The sequence below is a fragment of the Candidatus Neomarinimicrobiota bacterium genome (assembly GCA_021734025.1).
GTDB lineage: Bacteria > Fidelibacterota > JAANXI01 > JAANXI01 > JAANXI01 > JAANXI01.
Genome location: JAIPJS010000009.1, coordinates 107,922 through 126,921 on the forward strand (window position 1 = coordinate 107,922; position 19,000 = coordinate 126,921).

The 19,000-nt window shown below is 51.6% G+C and carries 18 protein-coding genes; 3 read left to right on the forward strand and 15 right to left on the reverse strand.

The window, feature by feature from the left end; genetic code table 11:
* Positions 1 to 283: 283 nt before the first annotated feature.
* The 15 genes from K9N57_11200 to K9N57_11270 all read right to left on the reverse strand — a co-directional run bounded on the left by K9N57_11200 (position 284) and on the right by K9N57_11270 (position 16,602).
* Entirely contained in the window at positions 284 to 892 is a 609-nt protein-coding gene (locus K9N57_11200) for a nucleotidyltransferase family protein (protein ID MCF7804748.1), read from the reverse strand.
* A complete protein-coding gene (locus K9N57_11205) occupies positions 882 to 1,691 on the reverse strand; it encodes an XdhC/CoxI family protein (GenBank protein MCF7804749.1) in 810 nt (269 codons plus the stop codon). The genes K9N57_11200 and K9N57_11205 overlap by 11 nt, the downstream gene beginning before the upstream one ends.
* Positions 1,692 to 1,961: 270 nt before the next feature.
* The gene (locus K9N57_11210; GenBank protein ID MCF7804750.1) at positions 1,962 to 2,936 is read right to left on the reverse strand and encodes a xanthine dehydrogenase family protein subunit M; all 975 of its coding nucleotides are present in this window, start codon (positions 2,934 to 2,936) and stop codon (positions 1,962 to 1,964) included.
* A gap of 156 nt (positions 2,937 to 3,092) precedes the next feature.
* Positions 3,093 to 5,384, reverse strand: coding sequence for a xanthine dehydrogenase family protein molybdopterin-binding subunit (locus tag K9N57_11215; protein ID MCF7804751.1), 2,292 nt, complete (start codon positions 5,382 to 5,384; stop codon positions 3,093 to 3,095).
* Between the two features lie 24 nt (positions 5,385 to 5,408).
* Positions 5,409 to 6,029: a (2Fe-2S)-binding protein gene (locus tag K9N57_11220; protein MCF7804752.1), complete on the reverse strand. Its 621-nt coding sequence runs from the start codon at positions 6,027 to 6,029 to the stop codon at positions 5,409 to 5,411.
* Between the two features lie 669 nt (positions 6,030 to 6,698).
* Complete coding sequence (locus K9N57_11225) at positions 6,699 to 7,190, reverse strand: ubiquinol-cytochrome c reductase iron-sulfur subunit (GenBank protein MCF7804753.1); 492 nt, start codon at positions 7,188 to 7,190, stop codon at positions 6,699 to 6,701.
* Positions 7,190 to 8,641, reverse strand: a complete 1,452-nt coding sequence (locus tag K9N57_11230) for a hypothetical protein (protein ID MCF7804754.1) — start codon at positions 8,639 to 8,641, stop codon at positions 7,190 to 7,192. The genes K9N57_11225 and K9N57_11230 overlap by 1 nt, the downstream gene beginning before the upstream one ends.
* A gap of 46 nt (positions 8,642 to 8,687) precedes the next feature.
* On the reverse strand, positions 8,688 to 9,725 hold the full coding sequence (locus K9N57_11235) for a cytochrome b N-terminal domain-containing protein (protein ID MCF7804755.1): 1,038 nt from the start codon (positions 9,723 to 9,725) through the stop codon (positions 8,688 to 8,690).
* 359 nt (positions 9,726 to 10,084) lie between these two features.
* On the reverse strand, positions 10,085 to 11,062 hold the full coding sequence (gene nrfD / locus K9N57_11240) for a polysulfide reductase NrfD (protein MCF7804756.1): 978 nt from the start codon (positions 11,060 to 11,062) through the stop codon (positions 10,085 to 10,087).
* Positions 11,059 to 11,625 (reverse strand): 4Fe-4S dicluster domain-containing protein, encoded by a 567-nt coding sequence (locus K9N57_11245; GenBank protein ID MCF7804757.1) that lies wholly within the window; start codon positions 11,623 to 11,625, stop codon positions 11,059 to 11,061. Before K9N57_11245 ends, nrfD begins: the two co-directional genes overlap by 4 nt.
* A 13-nt stretch (positions 11,626 to 11,638) precedes the next feature.
* A complete protein-coding gene (locus tag K9N57_11250) occupies positions 11,639 to 13,822 on the reverse strand; it encodes a molybdopterin-dependent oxidoreductase (protein ID MCF7804758.1) in 2,184 nt (727 codons plus the stop codon).
* 202 nt (positions 13,823 to 14,024) lie between these two features.
* On the reverse strand, positions 14,025 to 14,573 hold the full coding sequence (locus K9N57_11255) for a YeeE/YedE family protein (protein ID MCF7804759.1): 549 nt from the start codon (positions 14,571 to 14,573) through the stop codon (positions 14,025 to 14,027).
* A gap of 64 nt (positions 14,574 to 14,637) precedes the next feature.
* Positions 14,638 to 15,171 carry a YeeE/YedE family protein gene (locus K9N57_11260; GenBank protein ID MCF7804760.1) on the reverse strand — a complete coding sequence of 178 codons (534 nt, stop codon included), beginning with the start codon at positions 15,169 to 15,171 and terminating at the stop codon, positions 14,638 to 14,640.
* 9 nt (positions 15,172 to 15,180) lie between these two features.
* A complete protein-coding gene (locus tag K9N57_11265) occupies positions 15,181 to 16,128 on the reverse strand; it encodes a hypothetical protein (GenBank protein ID MCF7804761.1) in 948 nt (315 codons plus the stop codon).
* A 9-nt stretch (positions 16,129 to 16,137) separates the two neighbouring features.
* A complete protein-coding gene (locus K9N57_11270; protein ID MCF7804762.1) occupies positions 16,138 to 16,602 on the reverse strand; it encodes a MerR family transcriptional regulator in 465 nt (154 codons plus the stop codon).
* Positions 16,603 to 17,104: 502 nt separating this feature from the next.
* Between K9N57_11270 and K9N57_11275 the strand changes: the two genes are divergently transcribed.
* The 3 genes from K9N57_11275 (at position 17,105) to K9N57_11285 (ending at position 18,981) form a co-directional block, all read left to right on the forward strand.
* Positions 17,105 to 17,476 carry a GFA family protein gene (locus tag K9N57_11275; GenBank protein ID MCF7804763.1) on the forward strand — a complete coding sequence of 124 codons (372 nt, stop codon included), beginning with the start codon at positions 17,105 to 17,107 and terminating at the stop codon, positions 17,474 to 17,476.
* Between the two features lie 378 nt (positions 17,477 to 17,854).
* Complete coding sequence (locus K9N57_11280) at positions 17,855 to 18,295, forward strand: hypothetical protein (GenBank protein MCF7804764.1); 441 nt, start codon at positions 17,855 to 17,857, stop codon at positions 18,293 to 18,295.
* A gap of 98 nt (positions 18,296 to 18,393) precedes the next feature.
* Entirely contained in the window at positions 18,394 to 18,981 is a 588-nt protein-coding gene (locus K9N57_11285; protein ID MCF7804765.1) for a TetR/AcrR family transcriptional regulator, read from the forward strand.
* Positions 18,982 to 19,000: the final 19 nt, after the last annotated feature.

Genomic DNA, 19,000 nt, shown 5'->3' on the forward strand with positions numbered 1-19,000 from the left:
CAGACTTTATTATCTGATTTAAAGATAAGTGACACTTTAGTGGGAAGTCAAGCGTTAATTGGATAAATTTGTCTGATTATAAAAAAAGTCCCGCCGCCGATCCTCTCCAGAGGTCGGTGGCGGTCTCCTCAAATAACGCAACCTCGCAATGAGATTGCGAGGCTGTCCTGCTCGATGTATACCTTAACCAGTCATTCCGACCGACCCCGATTTATCGGGGAAGCGGAGGAATCTCGTAAATTTTTCTCCAGAGATTATTCCCAGTACAAGATGGCACCTTGTGCTACAATCCCTCGTACTCCGCCTCAATCCGATGCAAATCCTCGGGCGTATCGATATCCCAGCGAATGCCCGGCTCATCTACCGGGACGCGAATGATTTTATCTCGATAACAGTCAAAAATATCGCGCAGTGTCACTTTCGCAGGATCAGCCTCAACAATATCCTCGAAAAGAATCTCTGGGATATGTACCGGATGCCCACCCCGGTCTTCATAGGTCGGAATGACTATCGATTTGGAATCCTGCCGTGCTGCAGTGACAACAGTCCGGTAAGTACCAGCATTTATATGAGGATGGTCGACAAGACACATAACTGATCCGGCAACATCTGCTGGTAAACTGCGAATTCCAGTCTGAAGCGAAGAGAACTGCCCCTGCTCGTAATCCGGATTTTCAATAATTTCGAAAGAATTTTTAGAAGGAATTTTTGGGGATAGCTGGTCAAATTCATGTCCCAGCACAAGCCATATATCACGGATGCCTGCACTTTGCAACGCACTCGAAATACAGGTAACAAACGGAGTACCTAAAAAGGATTGGAGTACTTTGGGCGCGCCGAATCGGGAAGATTTTCCCGCCGCCAGAATAATCCCGGCGATGTTATTTGGCATGGACTTCTTTGGGCAACTTCATCGAGAGCGAATCCGTATCCATACCACGTTTCACGGCGATCATCTCACTCAGGATGCTCACGGCGATCTCGAACGGCGTTTCGGCTCCGATGTTCAGGCCCACCGGCGTATGAACCGTGGACAACAGTTCCTCACCGAAGCCGTCCTTCCGGAGATGCTCCAGGACTTTCCGGGACTTATTCCTGCTCCCGATCATCCCGATATATTTGTGCGGCTGCTCCAGTGCAAACCGAAGCACTTCCTCGTCGTGGATGTGCTTGTTGGTCACAATGACCACGTAACTTCGCTTAGTCAAATTCACGCTGTCAAAGATTCCCGGATACTCTTCTGCAACAATTTTATCCGCATCAGGAAACCGCTCCGGATTGGCATACTCCGGGCGATCATCCACAATGGTCACCCGAAATTCCGCCTGTTTCGCCAGCGGCGCCAGGGCGTAACCGATATGCCCCGCACCAAAGATAACCAGATGCTCCTTCGACCCCACCGGCTCGAACAGCAGTTCCGCCGTCCCGCCGCAGAGCATGTCGTTCTCCTCGTTCAGCACGAAAGATTTCTTCACCATTCCCTGTTCGGCAGAGACCTTGGACGCCTCGGCAATCGCATCCACCTCCAACTTTCCGCCCCCAATCGTTCCAACGATGGTCCCGCCCCCCAGCACCAGCATCTTGCTGCCCGGGTGCCGCGGCGCCGATCCGGACACATCGATGACGGTGACTAAGACGCCGGCTTGGCCGTTTTCAATCAATTCTGCAATTTTTCTATAGATATTTTCCATGTTTATGACAGTGTCAAAGTGTTCAAGTGTTTAAGTGTTTAAGTGTTCGGGTGCTCAGGTAACAACGTGTTAATGTGTTACCGTGTTAGCGTTAAGTACTCGGGAAATCCCACTCCTAATCTTAATCGTAATCTTACTCCTAATCGTTTTTGTTAGTGAGTCGTTGTTTGCAGTCTGTTGTTATTTTATCAGTGTTTTCGGTGTTTTTCAGTGTTTAATTTTTTGTCGTTCTTTGTGACCTCTGCGTCTCTGCGGTGGATCTTCGCCGTTTTAACTCAGTTCCCGCAACACCCGCTTCACCAGGTTTCGCGCCAACGGCACCTTGTAGGCGTTCTTGTCCATGGGAGCCGCATCTTTTAGCGCCACCGATTTCAGTTTTTCCAAAGATACCTCATCCGTTGAGAGTCCGGCGATCGCATTATTCAATTCGGCTTCCGTCCACGGCACCGGCGCCACGCCGCCGAACGCGATCCGGCCGGAGTCTATCTTCCGGGAATTTCCGCGGACAACCGCACCTATGCTCACCACGGCGAAATCCCAGACTTGCCGCTCCATGATCTTGATGTAATGACTTTTGGCGTTATTCGGCAGCGTCGGAACGTGCACCTTCGTCACGATTTCTCCCTGTTCCAGGATATTTTCCACAGTGTAATCTTCGTTGGGCAAGACGAAAAATTCGCTAAGCGGAATCGTTTTGGAGCTTCCGGCAGAAAAAATCTCTACTCGTGCATCCAAAGCCAGCAGCGCCACCGCCATATCCGACGGATGGACGATAAAGCACGGACCGCCGCCGATGACACAGTGATACTTATCCTCACCGCCGACCGCATAGCAGACGTCACCGCCTTTTCGGAGACAGTCGAAATCCCCGCGAAAATACCAGCAACGCGGTCGTTGACAGAGATTCCCGCCCAGAGTTCCGACATTCCGGAGCTGCGGCGATGCGATGACGTTGGCCGCTTCGGTCAAAATCTTATACTGCTCCGGGATGGCATCGCTCTCAGCAATCTCCGTAATCGTCACCTGTCCGCCGATGGTGAGACCGTCACTTTTGGAATACTGAATTTCCCGCATCCCCGGGACGGACTTCAGATTCACCACTTTTTCCGGAGCGGCGATGTCTTCTTTGAGTATTCCCAGCAGATCCGTCCCGCCGCCCATGGGCAGGGCACCGGTTCCTGACTCAGCAAGGAGTGTGCTGGCTTCGTCCAGCGTTTTCGGTTGGAGATATTTGAAATTTCGCATGTCAGATACCTTTTGTTATTGACTTAATTGCACGCTGTCCCCGACAAGTCGGGGAACGCAGATTGGGTAGATTACCGCTGATATACAAACTATCTTTAATTTTTTATCTGTGTAAATCGGTTTTTTCTGCGTCATCTGCGTGCTATTGTAGTTGTCTCATCCGTATAGCGCATTTAGCACCTTATCCGGCGTAATCGGCAGGCTCTTAATCCGCACGCCGATGGCGTTGTACACCGCATTAGCGATGGCTGCAGCCGTCGGAATAATCGCCGGCTCGCCGATGCCCTTGACGCCTGTGCTATTCACCATATCATCGGATTCGCTCACAATGATGATCTCCATCTCCGGGATGTCCTTCACTGTGGGGAGTTTGTAGTTGTGGAGGTTGGTGGTGAGCACCTTGCCGGTATTCTGATCAATGACCCGCTCCTCCATCAGCGCGTAGCTCATGCCCTGGATCATCCCGCCGTGAAACTGGTTCTCCAGCGTCTTCCGGTTCAGGACGCGACCGATATCGTGGGATGCGACAATTCGGTTGACCGTTACGATTCCCGTCTCCGTATCCACCGACACATCCGCAAACTGGGCGCCGAACGTCTGCACCGAGTATCCGTCGGGATTTTCGCCACGGGCGCCGTTAGTGATCAGCACCTGCTCCCGGAGCTCCCGAACGATCTCAGAAATTGTGATACGGGTCTCCCCATCATTGGAATCGGTGATCACGCCATCGTTGTAGGTCAATTGATTTTCCGGCACCTCCAGCACAGCCGCAGCCCCGGAGATGAGTTTCGCCTTCATCTTTTCTGCGGCATTACGGACAGCTGGAGTAACCGACGCCGCCGTAGTACTGCCGCCGCTGCCGCCGCAGTAGGGCGCCACCGCAGTATCGCCCAAAATGACTTCAACTTTTTCCATGGGAATTTCCAGGACTTCCGCCGCGACCTGCGCCATGATGGTGTAGGTGCCGGTGCCGATATCCTGCGTCCCGGCGATGACCCGGATGCTGCCGTCCCTATTAAGACGAATAGTCGCTCCGGCCGGCGGGCCGCCTCCGCCCCACCAGATCTGCGACGCCATACCGATCCCGGATTTTATTGGACCTTCATCAGAACCTGCTGGACTGCGACGCTTCTCCCATCCGATGGCTTGCGAGCCTTTTTCGTATGCTTCTTTCAAGAGTTTACTCGTGTACGGTTGATTCGAGACCTGATCCTGCTCAGCGAAATTGCGTAAGCGGAATTCCATGGGGTCGATATCCAGTTTTTCGGCCACGTCATCCAGGATGGAATCCAGCGCGAACGTCCCCTGGGGATGCCCCGGCGCGCGAAACGGTCTGCCCGGCCCGGCGTTGATGAACACAGTGTAATCCTCTGTAAACACATTAGGGCATTGGTACATGGAACGCGCCGGCCAGCTGCATCCCGCGCCGCTGGGATATGCGCCAGCAGCACCGTACGAAGAATGTGATATTGCGGTGAGCGTACCGTCCTTCTTCGCTCCAATTTTCAATGTCTGAACAGAATCCGGGCGGTTGCCGACAGCGAGATTCATTGCCCTGCGATCCACCGCAATCTTCACCGGTCGACCGATATCTCTGGCTGCCAGCGCCGCCATGACTGTGTATTTACCGGTGGTCAGTTTGGCGCCGAATCCGCCGCCCATGTACTTTTTGATAATCCGTACCTTGTTGGCCGGAATTTTAAGGGATCTCGCCACCGTATCCCGCACGCCGAATATGCCCTGGGTGGAATCCCAGACCACCAGATCGTCGCCGTCCCAGTTGACCGTGCTGCAGTGGACTTCTGTGGGATTATGGATGACGACCTGCGTGTTGAAGGTATCTTCCTGGACGAAATCTGCCGCACCAAATCCCTCCTCTATATCTCCACGGCTGTACCTGTCCGGCTCGCCGCCAGCGATGTTTCCGGAATCATGGATTTGTGGCGCACTGTCCTCCATGGCAGCGCCAGCATCCGTGACGAACGGTAATTTTTCGTATTCCACCTGGATGAGTTTGAGCGCATCTTCCGCAATCTGTTCGGTTTCGGCGACCACAACCGCTACCTCATCGCCCTCGAACCGCAGGTGCGGATCAAACAGGTAACTCATTCCATACCATGGAATTTTGGGCGCGTTTTTGTGTGTCAGGATTTTCAGGACACCCTGCACCTTCTCCGCCGCTTTGGAATCGATAGACTTGATTTTCGCATGGGGATGAGGACAGCGGAGCGTCCGCGCATAAGTCATCTTTGGGGAAATCTTGTCAAAAGCGTAGACCGCTGTGCCGCTCACTTTGTCATACCCGTCAATTCGGGAGACCGGCTTTCCGACGATTTCCAGTGTATCGTTATCGCCCCACGATTTGGGGCTGTCGGTTGAGACCTCGGCCAAATGCTCCTGGAAGCCCTCTTCGAAGTAGAACCGTGATTTGACTATCTTTTTTGCCATTTTTTTCTCCGGATTGCCCTGGAATTATTTCGAATTGCTCACACCGGCGGCGTACTCCACCGATTCGATTATCTTTGGATAGGCAGCACAGCGACAGATATTGCCCGCCATCCCGTGCTGAATTTCCTTCCGGGTCGGCTTAGGATTTTTCGCCAGCAGTTCTTTCGCCGCCATAATTTGACCCGGCGTGCAGAATCCACACTGGAGCCCGTCCTTCTCCACAAACGCTTCCTGCAGCGGATGGAGTTCTTCGCCGGTCAACAGTCCCTCGATAGTTGTGACGGATTTTCCGGCAGCGTCCAGCGCCAACAGATGGCAGCTGTAAATAGCCATCCCGTCCAGCAGAACAGTACAGCCGCCGCATTCACCCTGGTTGCATACGATTTTCGTGCCGGTCAGCTGGAGATGATTTCTCAGAACCTCCGCAAGGGTCGTCCGTGCCTCTACCATCAGCCGATGTTTTTTACCATTGACGGTCAGGGTCAGCGGTTCGGCGTTCTGCAGATACTCGCGCATCTGCTCTTTCTCTTCTTTGGTGGCAGCGCCCAAACTGTTCAGAATCACGGTACTGCCGACCATGCCGGTGCCGAATCCCTTCAGAAACTTCCGGCGGGATATGCCGTTTCCGGCTCCGTTATCACCCATAATAGACTCCTGCAATCTTGCTTAATTGTGGTATCCCATCCGGACTTTTGATGCAATTCACGGATGGGAAATATGTAGATATTCGGATTGAAATTTCTCAGATAATAAAAAGAGCAAAATGTATTCCGGTAAAAACAGGATGTGACGGAACCCCTTTAAATACGGCATTTTCAACACTTTTATAAATAAAAAAACAAGATGAAAATTGTTACATTTAAAAACCGGATACCAAAAGTGAGAAAATTCTTGGCGCCGACATTCCCTTATAGGGCTGTTGGCGCTAGCTTTTTTTAACTTTACCCAGGATTCCGTTTCACTACATCCCGGGCCCTTCGAATTTACTCCATGCCGCCACAGGCGGGAAAAAAATCCCGACGGTACGAAAAGTTACCCTGTACGATATATCTATGGGCCTCAACATTCCTTTTGTAGGAACGACTGTTGGGTGACGGCCAGAGGAATTCGACTGTTTGACCCCGGCTTGCCGGGGGAGTTTCGTATTCCTCCCGGAACCCAATGTAGTCGTTCTAGAAAGGAATGTTCCAGCCCGATTTTTTAGCACTTTCCCCGTAGGGATCCCTTTGGGATTTCTAAAAAAAAAGTGCAATAAAGATAACAATGAAATTTATTATGAACCGGGCTTTAATCAGGCATGCAAGTAAGGATAGATTATACGACCAATGCCTTCCGGTTCCCAATAGGACTACTTAAATCAACCATCAACTGCCCGTCATCAGGACTGATTAACAATTCGAGATACTGCAGCGGTTTGTTCGCTGGCCCAGCAATATTTTTACCATCCGCGTTGAATTTTGAACGGTGACACGGACACTGGAAATATTGGGAAGTACCCTCGTTCTCTTTTTTTAAAGTGCATCCCAGATGAGTGCAAACTGCGGAGAGTGCCGCGTATTCATCGCCCTGTTTTTCCACAAAAACCTTCGCGTGTTCGATGAAGGTAAAACCGTCCTGGAAATCTTCCGGTTTCCCGAGTTTATAGCGATTGACTGCTCGCTGGATTCCCGGCGAATTCATTGACCTGAGTGCAAACCATCCCTGGGAAAAGAGTCCGCCCAACAAAAAGACACCGGCAACTTTTTTCAGGAAACTCCGGCGACTGTCGCCTTTGGACACAGTGCTATTTATTTGTTTTTCGCTCATCATTGCATCCCAATCAGATTTGATTTATCGCTCTCATCGTGACACTGGTGGCAACTGGGCGAATCCTGTTCTTCGACATTCTGCTCGCAGGCAGATCCGTACGCCAGCGGAACAGGATACAACGTTCCATCCACCTTCAAGGTCTGCTGCCACCGTCCGTCCACTTTTTTCACCGAAGGAAACAGTGTTCCGCGTTTCGTAACCGCCACGGTGTCGCCAACCTGTGGTGAGATGTGTTCGTTGATATCCGCGATGAACACATCTTCCTGCTCCAGCGACTTTATCACCGCAAACTCCGGTGGCGATTCGATTGTGCCGTGACAGGTGGCGCACTGGACTTCCACAGCGGCTTTCTTCTCAGGATAGATATCACCATTGCCCATAATCTCGTTGTGGGTATGACAGTCGATGCAGTCCAGCGTCACCTCGCACGATGCATACTGTGCCATCGGGATGTAATAATCTTTGTGGCGCCGCTCCTGTTTGGACATAAACTGCATCGCACGCGGATCGAGGTCGTCCCGCTCGATGAACTCCATCTGCTTCAGCGAATATATGCCGCGATTGTGGCAGTGATTACACTGGGTATAAGGAATCGAAACGGTCATTTCGTGTGCTTTTCCGTGTCCCGGCTCGGCAGCATCAATCGTCACATCTACACCTTTGTATAGTCCGTCTTTGTCGCTGAGAATATGACACGAAGCGCAACCGCTGGAGCGGTGATAGTACTCTTTGTCGATGCCCTCGCTGTTCAGATGACACCCAGATGTGAGACAGTTTTTCACGAACTTTGCCTCCATTGGATGAAGGTTTCCAGAGATGGAATCCTGCTCAATTTTTACAAAGATATCGCCGAGTTTGTTCGGAAAATCCGGATTCATCACCGAATCATCCTTTACAGCCCTCGTTCCGTATTCCGGATGCAGCGATCGAGAGATTCCAAATGTATAACGCACCTGCGCGATTGCACCGGCTTCTGTTGCCTGAAGACTTCTTTCCACCCGATCGATCATGTTGCGCCAGGACTCGTCGCCGGTGAATCCGGTGTGACACGCCACGCCTGTGGGACTCATTCCGCAACTCTGTCTTGCTGTGGAAAGTCCTGACGGATTTCTTCCACCGATTAGCGAGGCGTGGGCGCGATCCTTGTCCAGCGTCATCCCGTTGCCACCGTGGCATGTCGTGCATCCAAACGACTCCACCGGATGGGATTCGCTGATCTGCTCTACACCTGTGTGGCAGGTCAGACACAGTTCCGGTTCGCCGGTGAGCGTCGGTGTTATCGAGATGATCTTAATATCTGCAGAATCTGACAGACTCGCCTGCGAATAGTACTCGTTCTGATACTGTTTCCAATCTGTTCTGCTCTCTTTTTGGTAGACCAGATAACTGGCGAGGATGAGCAGGATGGCTGTGAGCATGTAGGTGGTATTTGTATTAATACTTTTCATTATGAAATGTGCGTTGGCAGCCCTGCAGGGCTGCCAGCGCTTGAGATTATACCACCACCTCCGCCAGCATCGTGCCGCCAATGAATGCCAGCGTTAACACAAATGTTAACCAAAAGCGCTTTCGCGGTTCAGGCGACCAGATTCCTTGAAGATCATCCTTTTTGTCGAGGTACGGCATCGCCGCCCAGAATATCAGAATCGCAATAGGGATCACTATCCCAGCAATAACTGGGGGCAGATACCGGAGCAGAAACTGGATGCCCAAAAATATCCACGGCGCCTGGACTTCTGTGAGCTGCGGACTACTCTCAACGGATAATCCGAGGTGAGGCGTCCAGAAGACGGAGAGAAGGATCAGTCCAACGAGTGCCGCGAGCATAAACAGCACTTCCTTCTTCACCAGCTGCTCTCTGGTAATCGACGCCGGACGCGAATTGCCCTTTTTCCTCGAAATCCCGCCGTCCTTGCGTATCCGATAGATGTGATAGACAACCAGAATTGTCGCGATGAACGGCAGACCGAAGATGTGCCAGCCGTAGAATCGCAGCAAAGTGGTACCGGTGATTTCAGCTCCGCCGACGATGAACTCATATAACCCTGCTCCAATCACCGGAATGGTCTTAATCAGGTTCGTCCCAACGACCAGCGCCCAATGTGATTCTGCATCCCTCCGGAGGGGGAACCCCGTAAAATCGGTAATAAACAACAATACTAACAGAATCAGTCCGATCTGGAAATTGAACGATCGTCCCCTGAGGTAGCCGCCGGTCAGCACGATTCTGAGCATGTGAAGCACCGCTGTGATCACCAGTACCTGTGCCGACCAGAAATGCAGATTCCGAATGTACCAGCCATATGGAATCACCGTGGCGATCTGTTCCATGGAGGCGTGGGCGCTCTCCGGCGTCGGTGAATACTGAAACAACAGAACAATCCCGGTGATGGTCGTCAGCAAGAACGAGAAAATTGCCAGTCCGCCTAAACCGAACGTATAACTGAACTTCGTCGACGATTCCGGAATCCGCGGCGGATGAAGGTGCAACAGGAATTTGAGGAGGACGGATTTAGTTTTCGATTTACTCATAAGCCTCCTACCATTCACTAAGAAAAGTCATCTTGAGCGGAATCCCCGGCAGTTGCCGGGGATGGAGTCGAAAGATCTCATCATTTTTTCTCCGGAATATTTTTTAATGAGATTTCTCGAATCGCCCCGATTAAAATCGGGGCTCCCTCGAAATGACTCATTCTTCTTCCCGGGGAGTTCACTCTTCGACGAACTCACAGTGACTCCTCTATACGTCTTTTTCAGGTTTTCACCGGCGTCTTATCCTTCGACAAGCTCAGGATGACGCCTCGGAAAGTCACTCTGAGCTTGTCGAAGAGCGGCTTTTCGAGGAATTTATGGTTCAATACTGTCATCTCTCTCGCCTAAAGTGAATTCATTTAATAATGCGGCAAAAAGTGCGATACCTGTCCGGCATAAACAAATACGTACCGTAACATTAGCCCACCGATAATAACCAAGCCGCCACTTATCATACCGAGATTAATGCGCATCTTTGGCATGTGCTTTTTCACCACCAGATGCCACAACTCGTAAATTTCAATGGACAGCGGTATCAGTATCCCGATGAGGATAACGCCGATCCAGAACTGCGCTGTGAATTCGCCACCCATGATCAGTCCGACTGCTTCTTTGTGGCTCCATGTGGACAGCGTCTGGTGCAGCAGAAACGGGATAATCATAAAAATCTCGAACACAATCAGTACCGTATCTACGGAGTTGAGCAGCACCTTCTCGTGATACGATTCCGAGTGTCGTGTCATGATGGCGCTGATCACCAGGATTGCACCGACGCCGGTGGACATCGCCGAGAAGAGAAACAGCTGTGCCACCATGGGCGTGTTCCAGAACGGACGCGCCGGGACGGCTCCGAGCAGCACACCGGTATACATCGCTACGCCGACCGAGAGTGGTAATCCAACTGCTCCGAGAATGAGGCGCCAGCGACAGTTTTCCCCTGGTGTGAGTTTTGTCCAGTTTTTCAATCTGATGATATCCTTGAGTGATCGCGGCACACGCACGAAATTGCTGTACGGTTTCGGGAGCCAGAGCAGGAAATAAGCCAGGCTAATGACGATGAAGATGCTGAGCAGCCAGCTTCCGATGGACATGGGAGACGTCCACTGAATCCCTGCAAAAAGCCGCCAGAACCTGAGCGGTTTCCCCAGGTCAAACAGGAGTAGCGACGTGCCGATAATTACCGGGAATGGCGCGATGTAGGCGCCGACCTTTGCGACGGTGCCGTACTTCTGTCCTCCCAAGTAGTTTGCCAGTCCGGATGTGGCAAATGCGCCGGCGCTTATCCCTGCTAAAAAGAGGTAGTTGACGATGAGCCAGTTCCAGTGGAATTCCGTCATGCTTTTCGTCCTCCCTTGTAGATATAATACACCGCCGGCTCGGTACCTGCGGCCTCGTAAACGCGATAATAATCGTTGGTCGCCAGCAGTTTGGAGACCTTGCTGCCGGGATCGTTGATATCACCAAAATGCCGTGCATCGCCGATGCAGGTCGCCACACACGCGGGCTCCTCGCCCTGGTAGACGCGGTGGACGCACGCCGTACACTTATCGGTGACCCCAGTCTCTTCGTTGAAATAGCGCGCGTCGTACGGACACGCTTCGATACAGTACTTGCACCCGATACAGACATCCTGATCTACCATCACCAAACCGTCATCCCGACGATAGGTAGCGCCCACCGGACAGACCCGCTCGCACGGCGGATTCTCACAGTGCATGCACTGTCCCGGCTCAAAGGACATCCCCACATCCGGGAACGTGCCCTTGATGCCGATCTGATGCACCCAGTTCCGGTGATGTCCCACCGGCACGTTGTTTTCCACCGAGCAGGAGACCATGCACGCCTTGCAGTCGATGCAGCGTTCCGTTTCAATCACAAATGCAAATCGCTTCGTTGCCATAATCTATTCCCGTTTATGCTTTGTACACTTTGACGAATGTCTGAGACAGCGCCTGGCTTCCGGAAACCGGATCGGTATATGACTTATGCAGATCCGAGTCGCTTACGCCTTCGTTAAACGCTGTGCGTAGTCCTTTGGAAACGTGCCCGAATCCTGCCACCATGAAGACGCTGTCCGGGCGGATTCCCTCGGTGACATACGCCTTGGTCTTCACCTTCCCGATTTCGCTCTCCACATAGATGTCGTCGCCATTTTCAATTCCGCGCTTTTCCGCCTCCCTGGTGTTGATCCAGAGCGGATTCTCCGGGAAAAGATCGTGCAAATATTCGTTGTTCTGCGTGGCAAACTGGGTATGAGTTGCGACCTTTCCGGTAAGCAGATAGAATTGGTTCTCCGATGGCGTCATCGGCTCCTGCCAGTGCGGGACGCCTTTCATTCCCAACTGCTCCAGCACTGTAGACGAAAGTTCCACCTTTCCGGTCTTGGTGCCGAAGTGGAGTTCATCAGAATGCTCCGCAGCGTGCTCCTTCTCTACGGTGAAATGTCCCTTGCTCTTGAGTTCATCCAGAGTGACATCCAGTGGCTTGATCTGCTGTGTGATGTAGTCCTCCTCGCCCTCGTACTGGAAGTACTCTTCGAGTCCCAGTCGCTTGCCGATCTCCTGGAAAATCCAGAGTCCCGGCTTGGAGTCGAAAAGAGGCTCGATGACCGGCTGCCGGATGAAGACCGAGTCCTCCATGACCATGAGCGGATCGTAGCGCTCCAGGTAGGTGGCTTCCGGCAGGATGACGTCCGAGTAATACGCGGTGTCGTTCATGATGATGTCGATGGTCACGATGAAGTCGAGTTTGGAGAACGCCTCCAGCGTCTTGCGCCGATCGGAGATGGAACTCAGCGGATTCTGTCTGTAGATGAACCAACCGTGCGCCTGATACGGTTTCCCGGTGAGGATGGCATCGCGGTTTTTCTGGAAAATGCCGAGTTTCAGCGGCACTACCGGATGCTGCCACGGAACGCCGTCCAGTCGCAATGCTCTCACTCTGGGATACGGCGGCTGCGGGATGCCTCCCAGTTCCACACCTTCGCCCTCGCCTGCTGCCGGTTGCAGCGAACCGGGTTGCGACCAGCATCCGCAAATAGCATTCAGTATGGCAATAGCGCGCTCTGTCTGGAACGAGTTCTCGAAGTTGGACGTGCGCCAGTTGGGATGGGCAAATGCTCTCGGCGCCGCCACGGAGAATTCCCGGGCGATCCTACGGATGTTCTCAGCGGGTACATCGCACCGCTGTTCTGCCCACTCGGGCGTGTACTGCCGGACTTCCTTTGCCAGTTGGTCAAATCCGTGGGTGTACTCTTCCACGAATTCGTGATCGTACCAGTCGTTCTTGATAATCTCGTGCAACATAGCGAGATAAAACGCCAGATCGTTGCCCGGCTTGATCGGCACCCACTCCGTCGCCCGCGCTGCCGTCTTGGTAAACCGCGGATCAAGGACAACAACCTTCGCGCCCTTCGCTAATGCCTCCACCAGATCCTGTGTCTCAGAGTTGGAGATCGCTTCCATAAGATTCCGTCCGGTATAGATGACGTAATCGGTGTCACTGTAGTCCCGTCCTGGTTCATCCAGTCCCCAGGTGAGGCTGTTGGCGGTGATCATCGCGTTAAAGCAGAGTCCGCGCTGGGTGCCGTAATTGGGACTCCCGTACGCCCGCAACAGATTCTCGAACTGCTGCTGGATCAGGTTGTGCGTGGTGGAGAAGATCATCGACTCCGCGCCGTACTTCTCCTTGAGTTCGTTCATCCGGGCGGCGGTGTAATCCAGCGCCTCTTCCCAGGTCACCTTGCGGAATTTCCCCTCGCCGCGTTTGCCGACGCGGATCAGCGGTGTCTTCACCCGATCCGGATCGTAGGTCATGCCGAGTCCGGCCTGTCCCCGCGGACAAAGTTTCCCGCGCGAGTGCGGGTGGTCTGGATTGCCCTCCAGTTTGGTGATTTTGCCGTCCCGCACCTTGGCAATCACTCCACAACGCCAGACGCACATTTCGCATAGCGTGTGGACTTCGCCATCGGGGATGGTGGTCTTTGCTACGTCCCCATGTTTGGCGGCGTACGCCTGGAGCTTGTCAAAGCCGAGTCCCGTCAGCGACGCGCCAGCCGCACCAGCGGCACTCAGCCCGAGGAACTTCCTCCGTGACATGGAATATTGCACAATATCGTCTCTCTCATCCTTACTCATGTTGTTGCCTTTGTTATTCGATTAACAACTTTGCACGCAGATGACGCTGATTAAAAAGATGACCGCTGATAAAAAGCATGTAATAAATTTTATTGTTTTCGTCTTTCGTTTTTCATCTGTGTTCATCCTGCCGTTTCTGCGTCATCTGCGTGCTATTTTTTCCTTACTTAATACCCTTCTTCTCCAGGAAGTAAAACAGCACCAGCGTCATCTGCACAAAGAAAAAGATGAACAGCCACTGGTTGACGTCCAGCCATTCCGGGATGGTGATGGAGCCGATGTTCCCGATGCTGGAGAGTTTGGTAAATACCGACGTGTAGGTCTGTCCAAAGATGTATGCGCCGGTCAGAAATCCCAGTCCGCCGGGAATGAGATAATCCAGGCTGCCCTGTCCTATGCCTCCTGCAACTGTGCCGGGACAAAATCCCGCTGCCGCCATCCCGACGCCAAATATTGCTCCGCCGACAAAATTCCCGAGAAAGTAGGTCGGATTCACGTTGGACAGACTCAGCGCTCCCATACCCTTCAGAATAAATATCAGCGGCATGGCGGTGATCAGCGTGGTCAGCATAAACTTGAGCACCGACAGATCTTTGAAGCGGAACACGTTAACGATCTTACTGTACTTGGTGAGTTGCGCCTTCTGCAGCGCGATCCCGAAGGCGATCCCAAGAATCAGACTCCAGATAAATTCCCACAGTGTCAGTTCCATAATTTTTTGTCCTTATTCATCTTAATCATAATCGTAATCTTACTCTTAATCTTGTTTATTGGACTTACCACTTCTTCCCATAGATCAGCAGCGATGTCAGGATCCCTGTAGTAAAAAGTCCCCCGATAAAAATGAGCCCTGAGGGCGCCAGCTGCATGGTGCCGGATATGGCGAGTCCGCTGGTGCATCCGCCGGCGAGTCCGGCTGAAAACTCCAGGATAATGCCACCGAGGAACGCCACGACCCATTTTTTCCATATTGCGGGACCGAACATGTCGATCCACTGTTCATCGGTGACGGTTCGCCAACGGAAATCACCGCTCATCTTTGAAGAAATGAATCCGCCGATGACCACGCCGAGCAGTATAATAACGGTAAAGTTTACCGCAGGCGGCGCCACAAATTTGAAGTACATGATGTCCACCGCTTTCGGGAAAACACCACTCAGTCCGAGCCCCACTAGTTTGCCAAACGCTGATGACGCCCCCAGCGGCTTGCTGATCATAATGAGCGCCAGCACGTTTACCAGTCCGAAGAAGACACCGGCTGCGTAGGGCGACCAGGTTTTCTTGCGCATCTGTTCAATTATCCAGTCCATAATGTCCTCCTACATCTTCCGGGCGAGCGTCAAGAGCACGTCCAGCTCGCTGTCGTTGAGCGTCTGCATTCTCTTCAGCAATTCCATGTCGACTCTTCCCAGCGATTTGATAAGCTTCTCCGATTCGCCATTCTGGCTGGTGATGGAAATAAGCGCATCAATTACCAGAGGATCGGCATCCTGTAGCTGATAGAAGAGTTGCCTGAGATTCGGACGCCGCTCCAGCACTGCGATCAATTCGTCTCTGGACTCGTCCGATGAGAGTGTTTGCGATTCGTCGTCAGCATCGGACGTTTCATCGGCAATCTTCTTCACCTTCGCTTTGATCTCATCCCGGTTGAATCCCCAGTACATGCCAAGGAAGACGATACTCAGTCCAATAATCAGAACGATGAGGATTGCGTTTCCGGTATTGATAGGATGCTCGTCGGGGTCTTCGTTTAACAGTTCGTTGAAGTCGACCACTTCTCCGCCGCTGGGCACCGAAACCGAAGTGACCGGTTCGGATTTAGCAATATTCGTCGATTCACCAGAAGACTTCTCTTCGGCGGGTGCATCCGTGGCGACATCGTTGGAAGCAGTCTGTTCTGCACCGCCACCGGATTCGTCAATCTCCACGTTCAGAATCTCTGCGTAGGTCTGCGCCCGATCGTTGTAATCATCCGGATGGCAGGAACTACAGGTATTGCCCGGTGTCTTCACCGGAATCATATTAATGCCCTCGTGGGCTTCCGCCTGCACCTTGGATGCCGTATTGCCGCCGTGGCAGAACTCACAGAAATCGCCGAAGGAGTGATCCTTGTGCCAGTCCCCCTTTGTCATCACCGGCATGGCTCGCTTTACCTCGTGACAGGTCTTGCACGAGGAGAGGGACGCGCCGCACTGGGCGTAGACGGAGGACATGCTGCCGAAAAAGAGCAGCAGAAACATCCCGATCCACCATAGTTTGCCTTTCATAGGTTCTCCTTAACTCTCAAATGATTGAAATGTCATCGGTTCTGTATCTATATGGTAAAGCGACTTGATCTGGTCGCATTCGATGTGCATCTGGTAGACGGGACAGTTGTAGCAGTCCTGATTTTCACAGACTTCCGGCTTGCCCTCCAGCGCCCAGCATGGGGCTTTTGAGGTTGTATACGCCGGACAACCGGGATGCTCCTCCAGCGAGCAGTCGGGATAATACTTCCAGCACGGGATCATGGACATCATCCGCCGGACGCCCTCGATATTGAGCCCCTTCTCGGTAATCATATCGCGGACGCACAGGAGCCGCTCCACATCCTTCTCCGAGAACCGGCGATGCCCGGACGGCATCTTATTGATGAGCAGGAGCTCCTCGCGCTCGTACAGACGGATCGTCTCCACGCTGATATTCAATCGCTTGGCGACTACGCCGATGGGGTAGATAAATTTTGAGTTAGCTGATTGCATAAAATTCCTGTATTGCCCAATACAGATTTTTCTCAAATCCGCAATACAGTTTTCAATTACTGTGCCAGAGATGGGAGATCTTTTAATACCAATGAGTTAGCGGATTAACTATATATAAATTTCTCAATATAGTAATTCTGGTATGTACTGATTTTTAAAAGTGGGAAAATATGGATGGTGAGAGTCCACCCCGCTAATGGCGGGATTCTACTTTAGTCCCGGCTTACCGGGACGGAAAGTAAATAGAGTAGCCGGAGATGCAGCGAAGCGGAACCTTCGGCAGATATCGGCAGAGACGTTTCATGAAACGTCTCTACTTTATAATCAAATTTATTTGAGTTTCGTATGCTTGTAGCACGTCTCTACCATGCGATTATTTTGGTTCACAAGTTCATCACTTTCCGGAAACCGAATTATCTTATCGCTGAATTCTCAACTTGAATTATTCCAGCCGAAAACACTACACTTGGGTATTCACGCCTAACTAAACCCGGAGACAAAAATGAGCCTTACCAAAACGACCGGCGGCTGCTACTGTGGAAAAATCCAATATGAATTCACCGCCGAACCGAGGATAAACGCCAACTGTCACTGCAACAACTGTCGGCGTGCAATCGGAGCGCAATCTGTCGCCTGGACAATAGTGGATAAATCCTCTTTCAAGTGGACGAAAGTCGAACCAATTCGATACAAGACCGATACAGAAGCTCACAGGACTTTCTGCCCCGACTGCGGCTCTTCATTGACGTATGAAGGAGTGGATCGCACCAACGAAATTGATATCACCACCGGTAGTCTGGACAATCCGGAAGACTTTCCGCCGACTAAAGATGCGTATTTGAAATATCGGTTGCCGTGGGTGGAGACGGTGTGAACTCTTTATCGCTGTAAATGTAGTTTAAACGGGGCATCAACATTCCTTTTGTATGAACGACTGTTGGGTGACAGCTAGAGGAATTCGGCTGTCTGACTCCGGCTTGCCGGTACGGCACTCAACTCGTGTAGCCGGAATTTGAACAAATGGTAATCTCCGGAAAGTTAACTTTATGTATTATTAATAGCCAATCCTTGAGTCACAAGGGCAAGAACCAAAACCTTTACATTTTCGATCCTTCTCCCCACTTCCCGCTCAATTAACAATTGCGAAAAAAGTTTAGCTTTATATAATCGGATAAAATTATCTCTTTACAAATTGAGTTCGGGCTCTTATGTTAGTGAGTGTTAACTTACAATTGATTCACGGAGGACAGTTATGCCAAAAAGGATTTCAATTATTGTACTTATCCTCGGATTATCGATAACACTTGTTTATGGACAACAAAAGGCTACTGAGCCACTGACAAATGTGATGAATGAACTGGCGATCGACATGTATCAGGTCAGTCAGGGGATATGGCACGAGGATTACCAGATGATTGCGGAGGGCGGCAAGGCGATCGCCACTCATCCGAAGGTACCGCAGGAGCAGCGCCGGGAAATCAAATCTGTACTCGGCGATCAAATGCAGGCTTTCGCTAAGTTTGACAAAGTTGTGCATCAGCACGCGGACTCACTCAGCAAAGCCGCAGAACAGGAAAATATGCACTCAGTGCTTATGGAATACCGTATTGTCCAGCAGGGATGTACCAACTGTCATACAACCTTCAGAGACAAATTGAAAAAGGCCGGATACCGCCAGCAGACTGCGGAATAAGATAAAGAGAAATCAATATGGCAGCGCTTCATAAAATTTCTCTTTACAAAACCGGAGAATTACCTTAGGTTAGTAACCACTAACTAAAAAGGACCACTATGGCACGGGAATCAACGGAAATACGGAAACAGCAAATCGTGCAGGCCACTATGGAGATCATCGTATCCGAAGGCCTGCATAACCTCACGGTGCAAAAAATTGCCGACAGTGTCGGGATAACAGATGCGGCGATTTACCGCCATTTCGCCAGTAAGCAGGAAATTCTGCTTACTATGATCGATTCGATACGGCATAATCTTTTCGCACATATCGGAACAAAGGTTGCCGACGATCAGCCCGCACGCGATCAATTGCAGGAAACCCTGAAGCGCCATCTGGAATTTATCGAAGCAGAACACGGAACGCCGCATATCCTTTTCTCTGAGGCGCTATATACCGACGTCACAAAACTCCAGCAACGTCTCCGTTCGATAATGGAGCATTACCAGGATTATATCACAAGCATCATCCGACACGGAAAAGAGAGGGGTGAGTTCCGGGAGGATCTCGACGAGGAGGCGGTCCCGATGCTCTTTCTGGGTGTCATCCAGTCCAATGTGATGCTCTGGACGCTGGCTGGACAGTCATACTCACTGACCGACAACTATGACCATCTCTGGAAAATTTTATCGGAGGGTTTACGGTAATATTTTTTTGATCTATAAG

Bases quoted from the DNA above. Each gene is read 5' to 3' on its own strand.
- K9N57_11275 (MCF7804763.1), top strand. From the start codon at position 17,105: ATGAGCCTTACCAAAACGACCGGCGGCTGCTACTGTGGAAAAATCCAA.
- K9N57_11245 (MCF7804757.1), bottom strand. From the start codon at position 11,625: ATGGCAACGAAGCGATTTGCATTTGTGATTGAAACGGAACGCTGCATC.
- K9N57_11200 (MCF7804748.1), bottom strand. From the start codon at position 892: ATGCCAAATAACATCGCCGGGATTATTCTGGCGGCGGGAAAATCTTCC.
- K9N57_11230 (MCF7804754.1), bottom strand. From the start codon at position 8,641: ATGAAAAGTATTAATACAAATACCACCTACATGCTCACAGCCATCCTG.
- K9N57_11285 (MCF7804765.1), top strand. From the start codon at position 18,394: ATGGCACGGGAATCAACGGAAATACGGAAACAGCAAATCGTGCAGGCC.
- K9N57_11225 (MCF7804753.1), bottom strand. From the start codon at position 7,190: ATGAGCGAAAAACAAATAAATAGCACTGTGTCCAAAGGCGACAGTCGC.
- K9N57_11235 (MCF7804755.1), bottom strand. From the start codon at position 9,725: ATGAGTAAATCGAAAACTAAATCCGTCCTCCTCAAATTCCTGTTGCAC.
- K9N57_11250 (MCF7804758.1), bottom strand. From the start codon at position 13,822: ATGTCACGGAGGAAGTTCCTCGGGCTGAGTGCCGCTGGTGCGGCTGGC.
- nrfD (MCF7804756.1), bottom strand. From the start codon at position 11,062: ATGACGGAATTCCACTGGAACTGGCTCATCGTCAACTACCTCTTTTTA.
- K9N57_11280 (MCF7804764.1), top strand. From the start codon at position 17,855: ATGCCAAAAAGGATTTCAATTATTGTACTTATCCTCGGATTATCGATA.
- K9N57_11205 (MCF7804749.1), bottom strand. From the start codon at position 1,691: ATGGAAAATATCTATAGAAAAATTGCAGAATTGATTGAAAACGGCCAA.
- K9N57_11265 (MCF7804761.1), bottom strand. From the start codon at position 16,128: ATGAAAGGCAAACTATGGTGGATCGGGATGTTTCTGCTGCTCTTTTTC.
- K9N57_11220 (MCF7804752.1), bottom strand. From the start codon at position 6,029: ATGGGTGATAACGGAGCCGGAAACGGCATATCCCGCCGGAAGTTTCTG.
- K9N57_11215 (MCF7804751.1), bottom strand. From the start codon at position 5,384: ATGGCAAAAAAGATAGTCAAATCACGGTTCTACTTCGAAGAGGGCTTC.
- K9N57_11260 (MCF7804760.1), bottom strand. From the start codon at position 15,171: ATGGACTGGATAATTGAACAGATGCGCAAGAAAACCTGGTCGCCCTAC.
- K9N57_11255 (MCF7804759.1), bottom strand. From the start codon at position 14,573: ATGGAACTGACACTGTGGGAATTTATCTGGAGTCTGATTCTTGGGATC.
- K9N57_11210 (MCF7804750.1), bottom strand. From the start codon at position 2,936: ATGCGAAATTTCAAATATCTCCAACCGAAAACGCTGGACGAAGCCAGC.
- K9N57_11270 (MCF7804762.1), bottom strand. From the start codon at position 16,602: ATGCAATCAGCTAACTCAAAATTTATCTACCCCATCGGCGTAGTCGCC.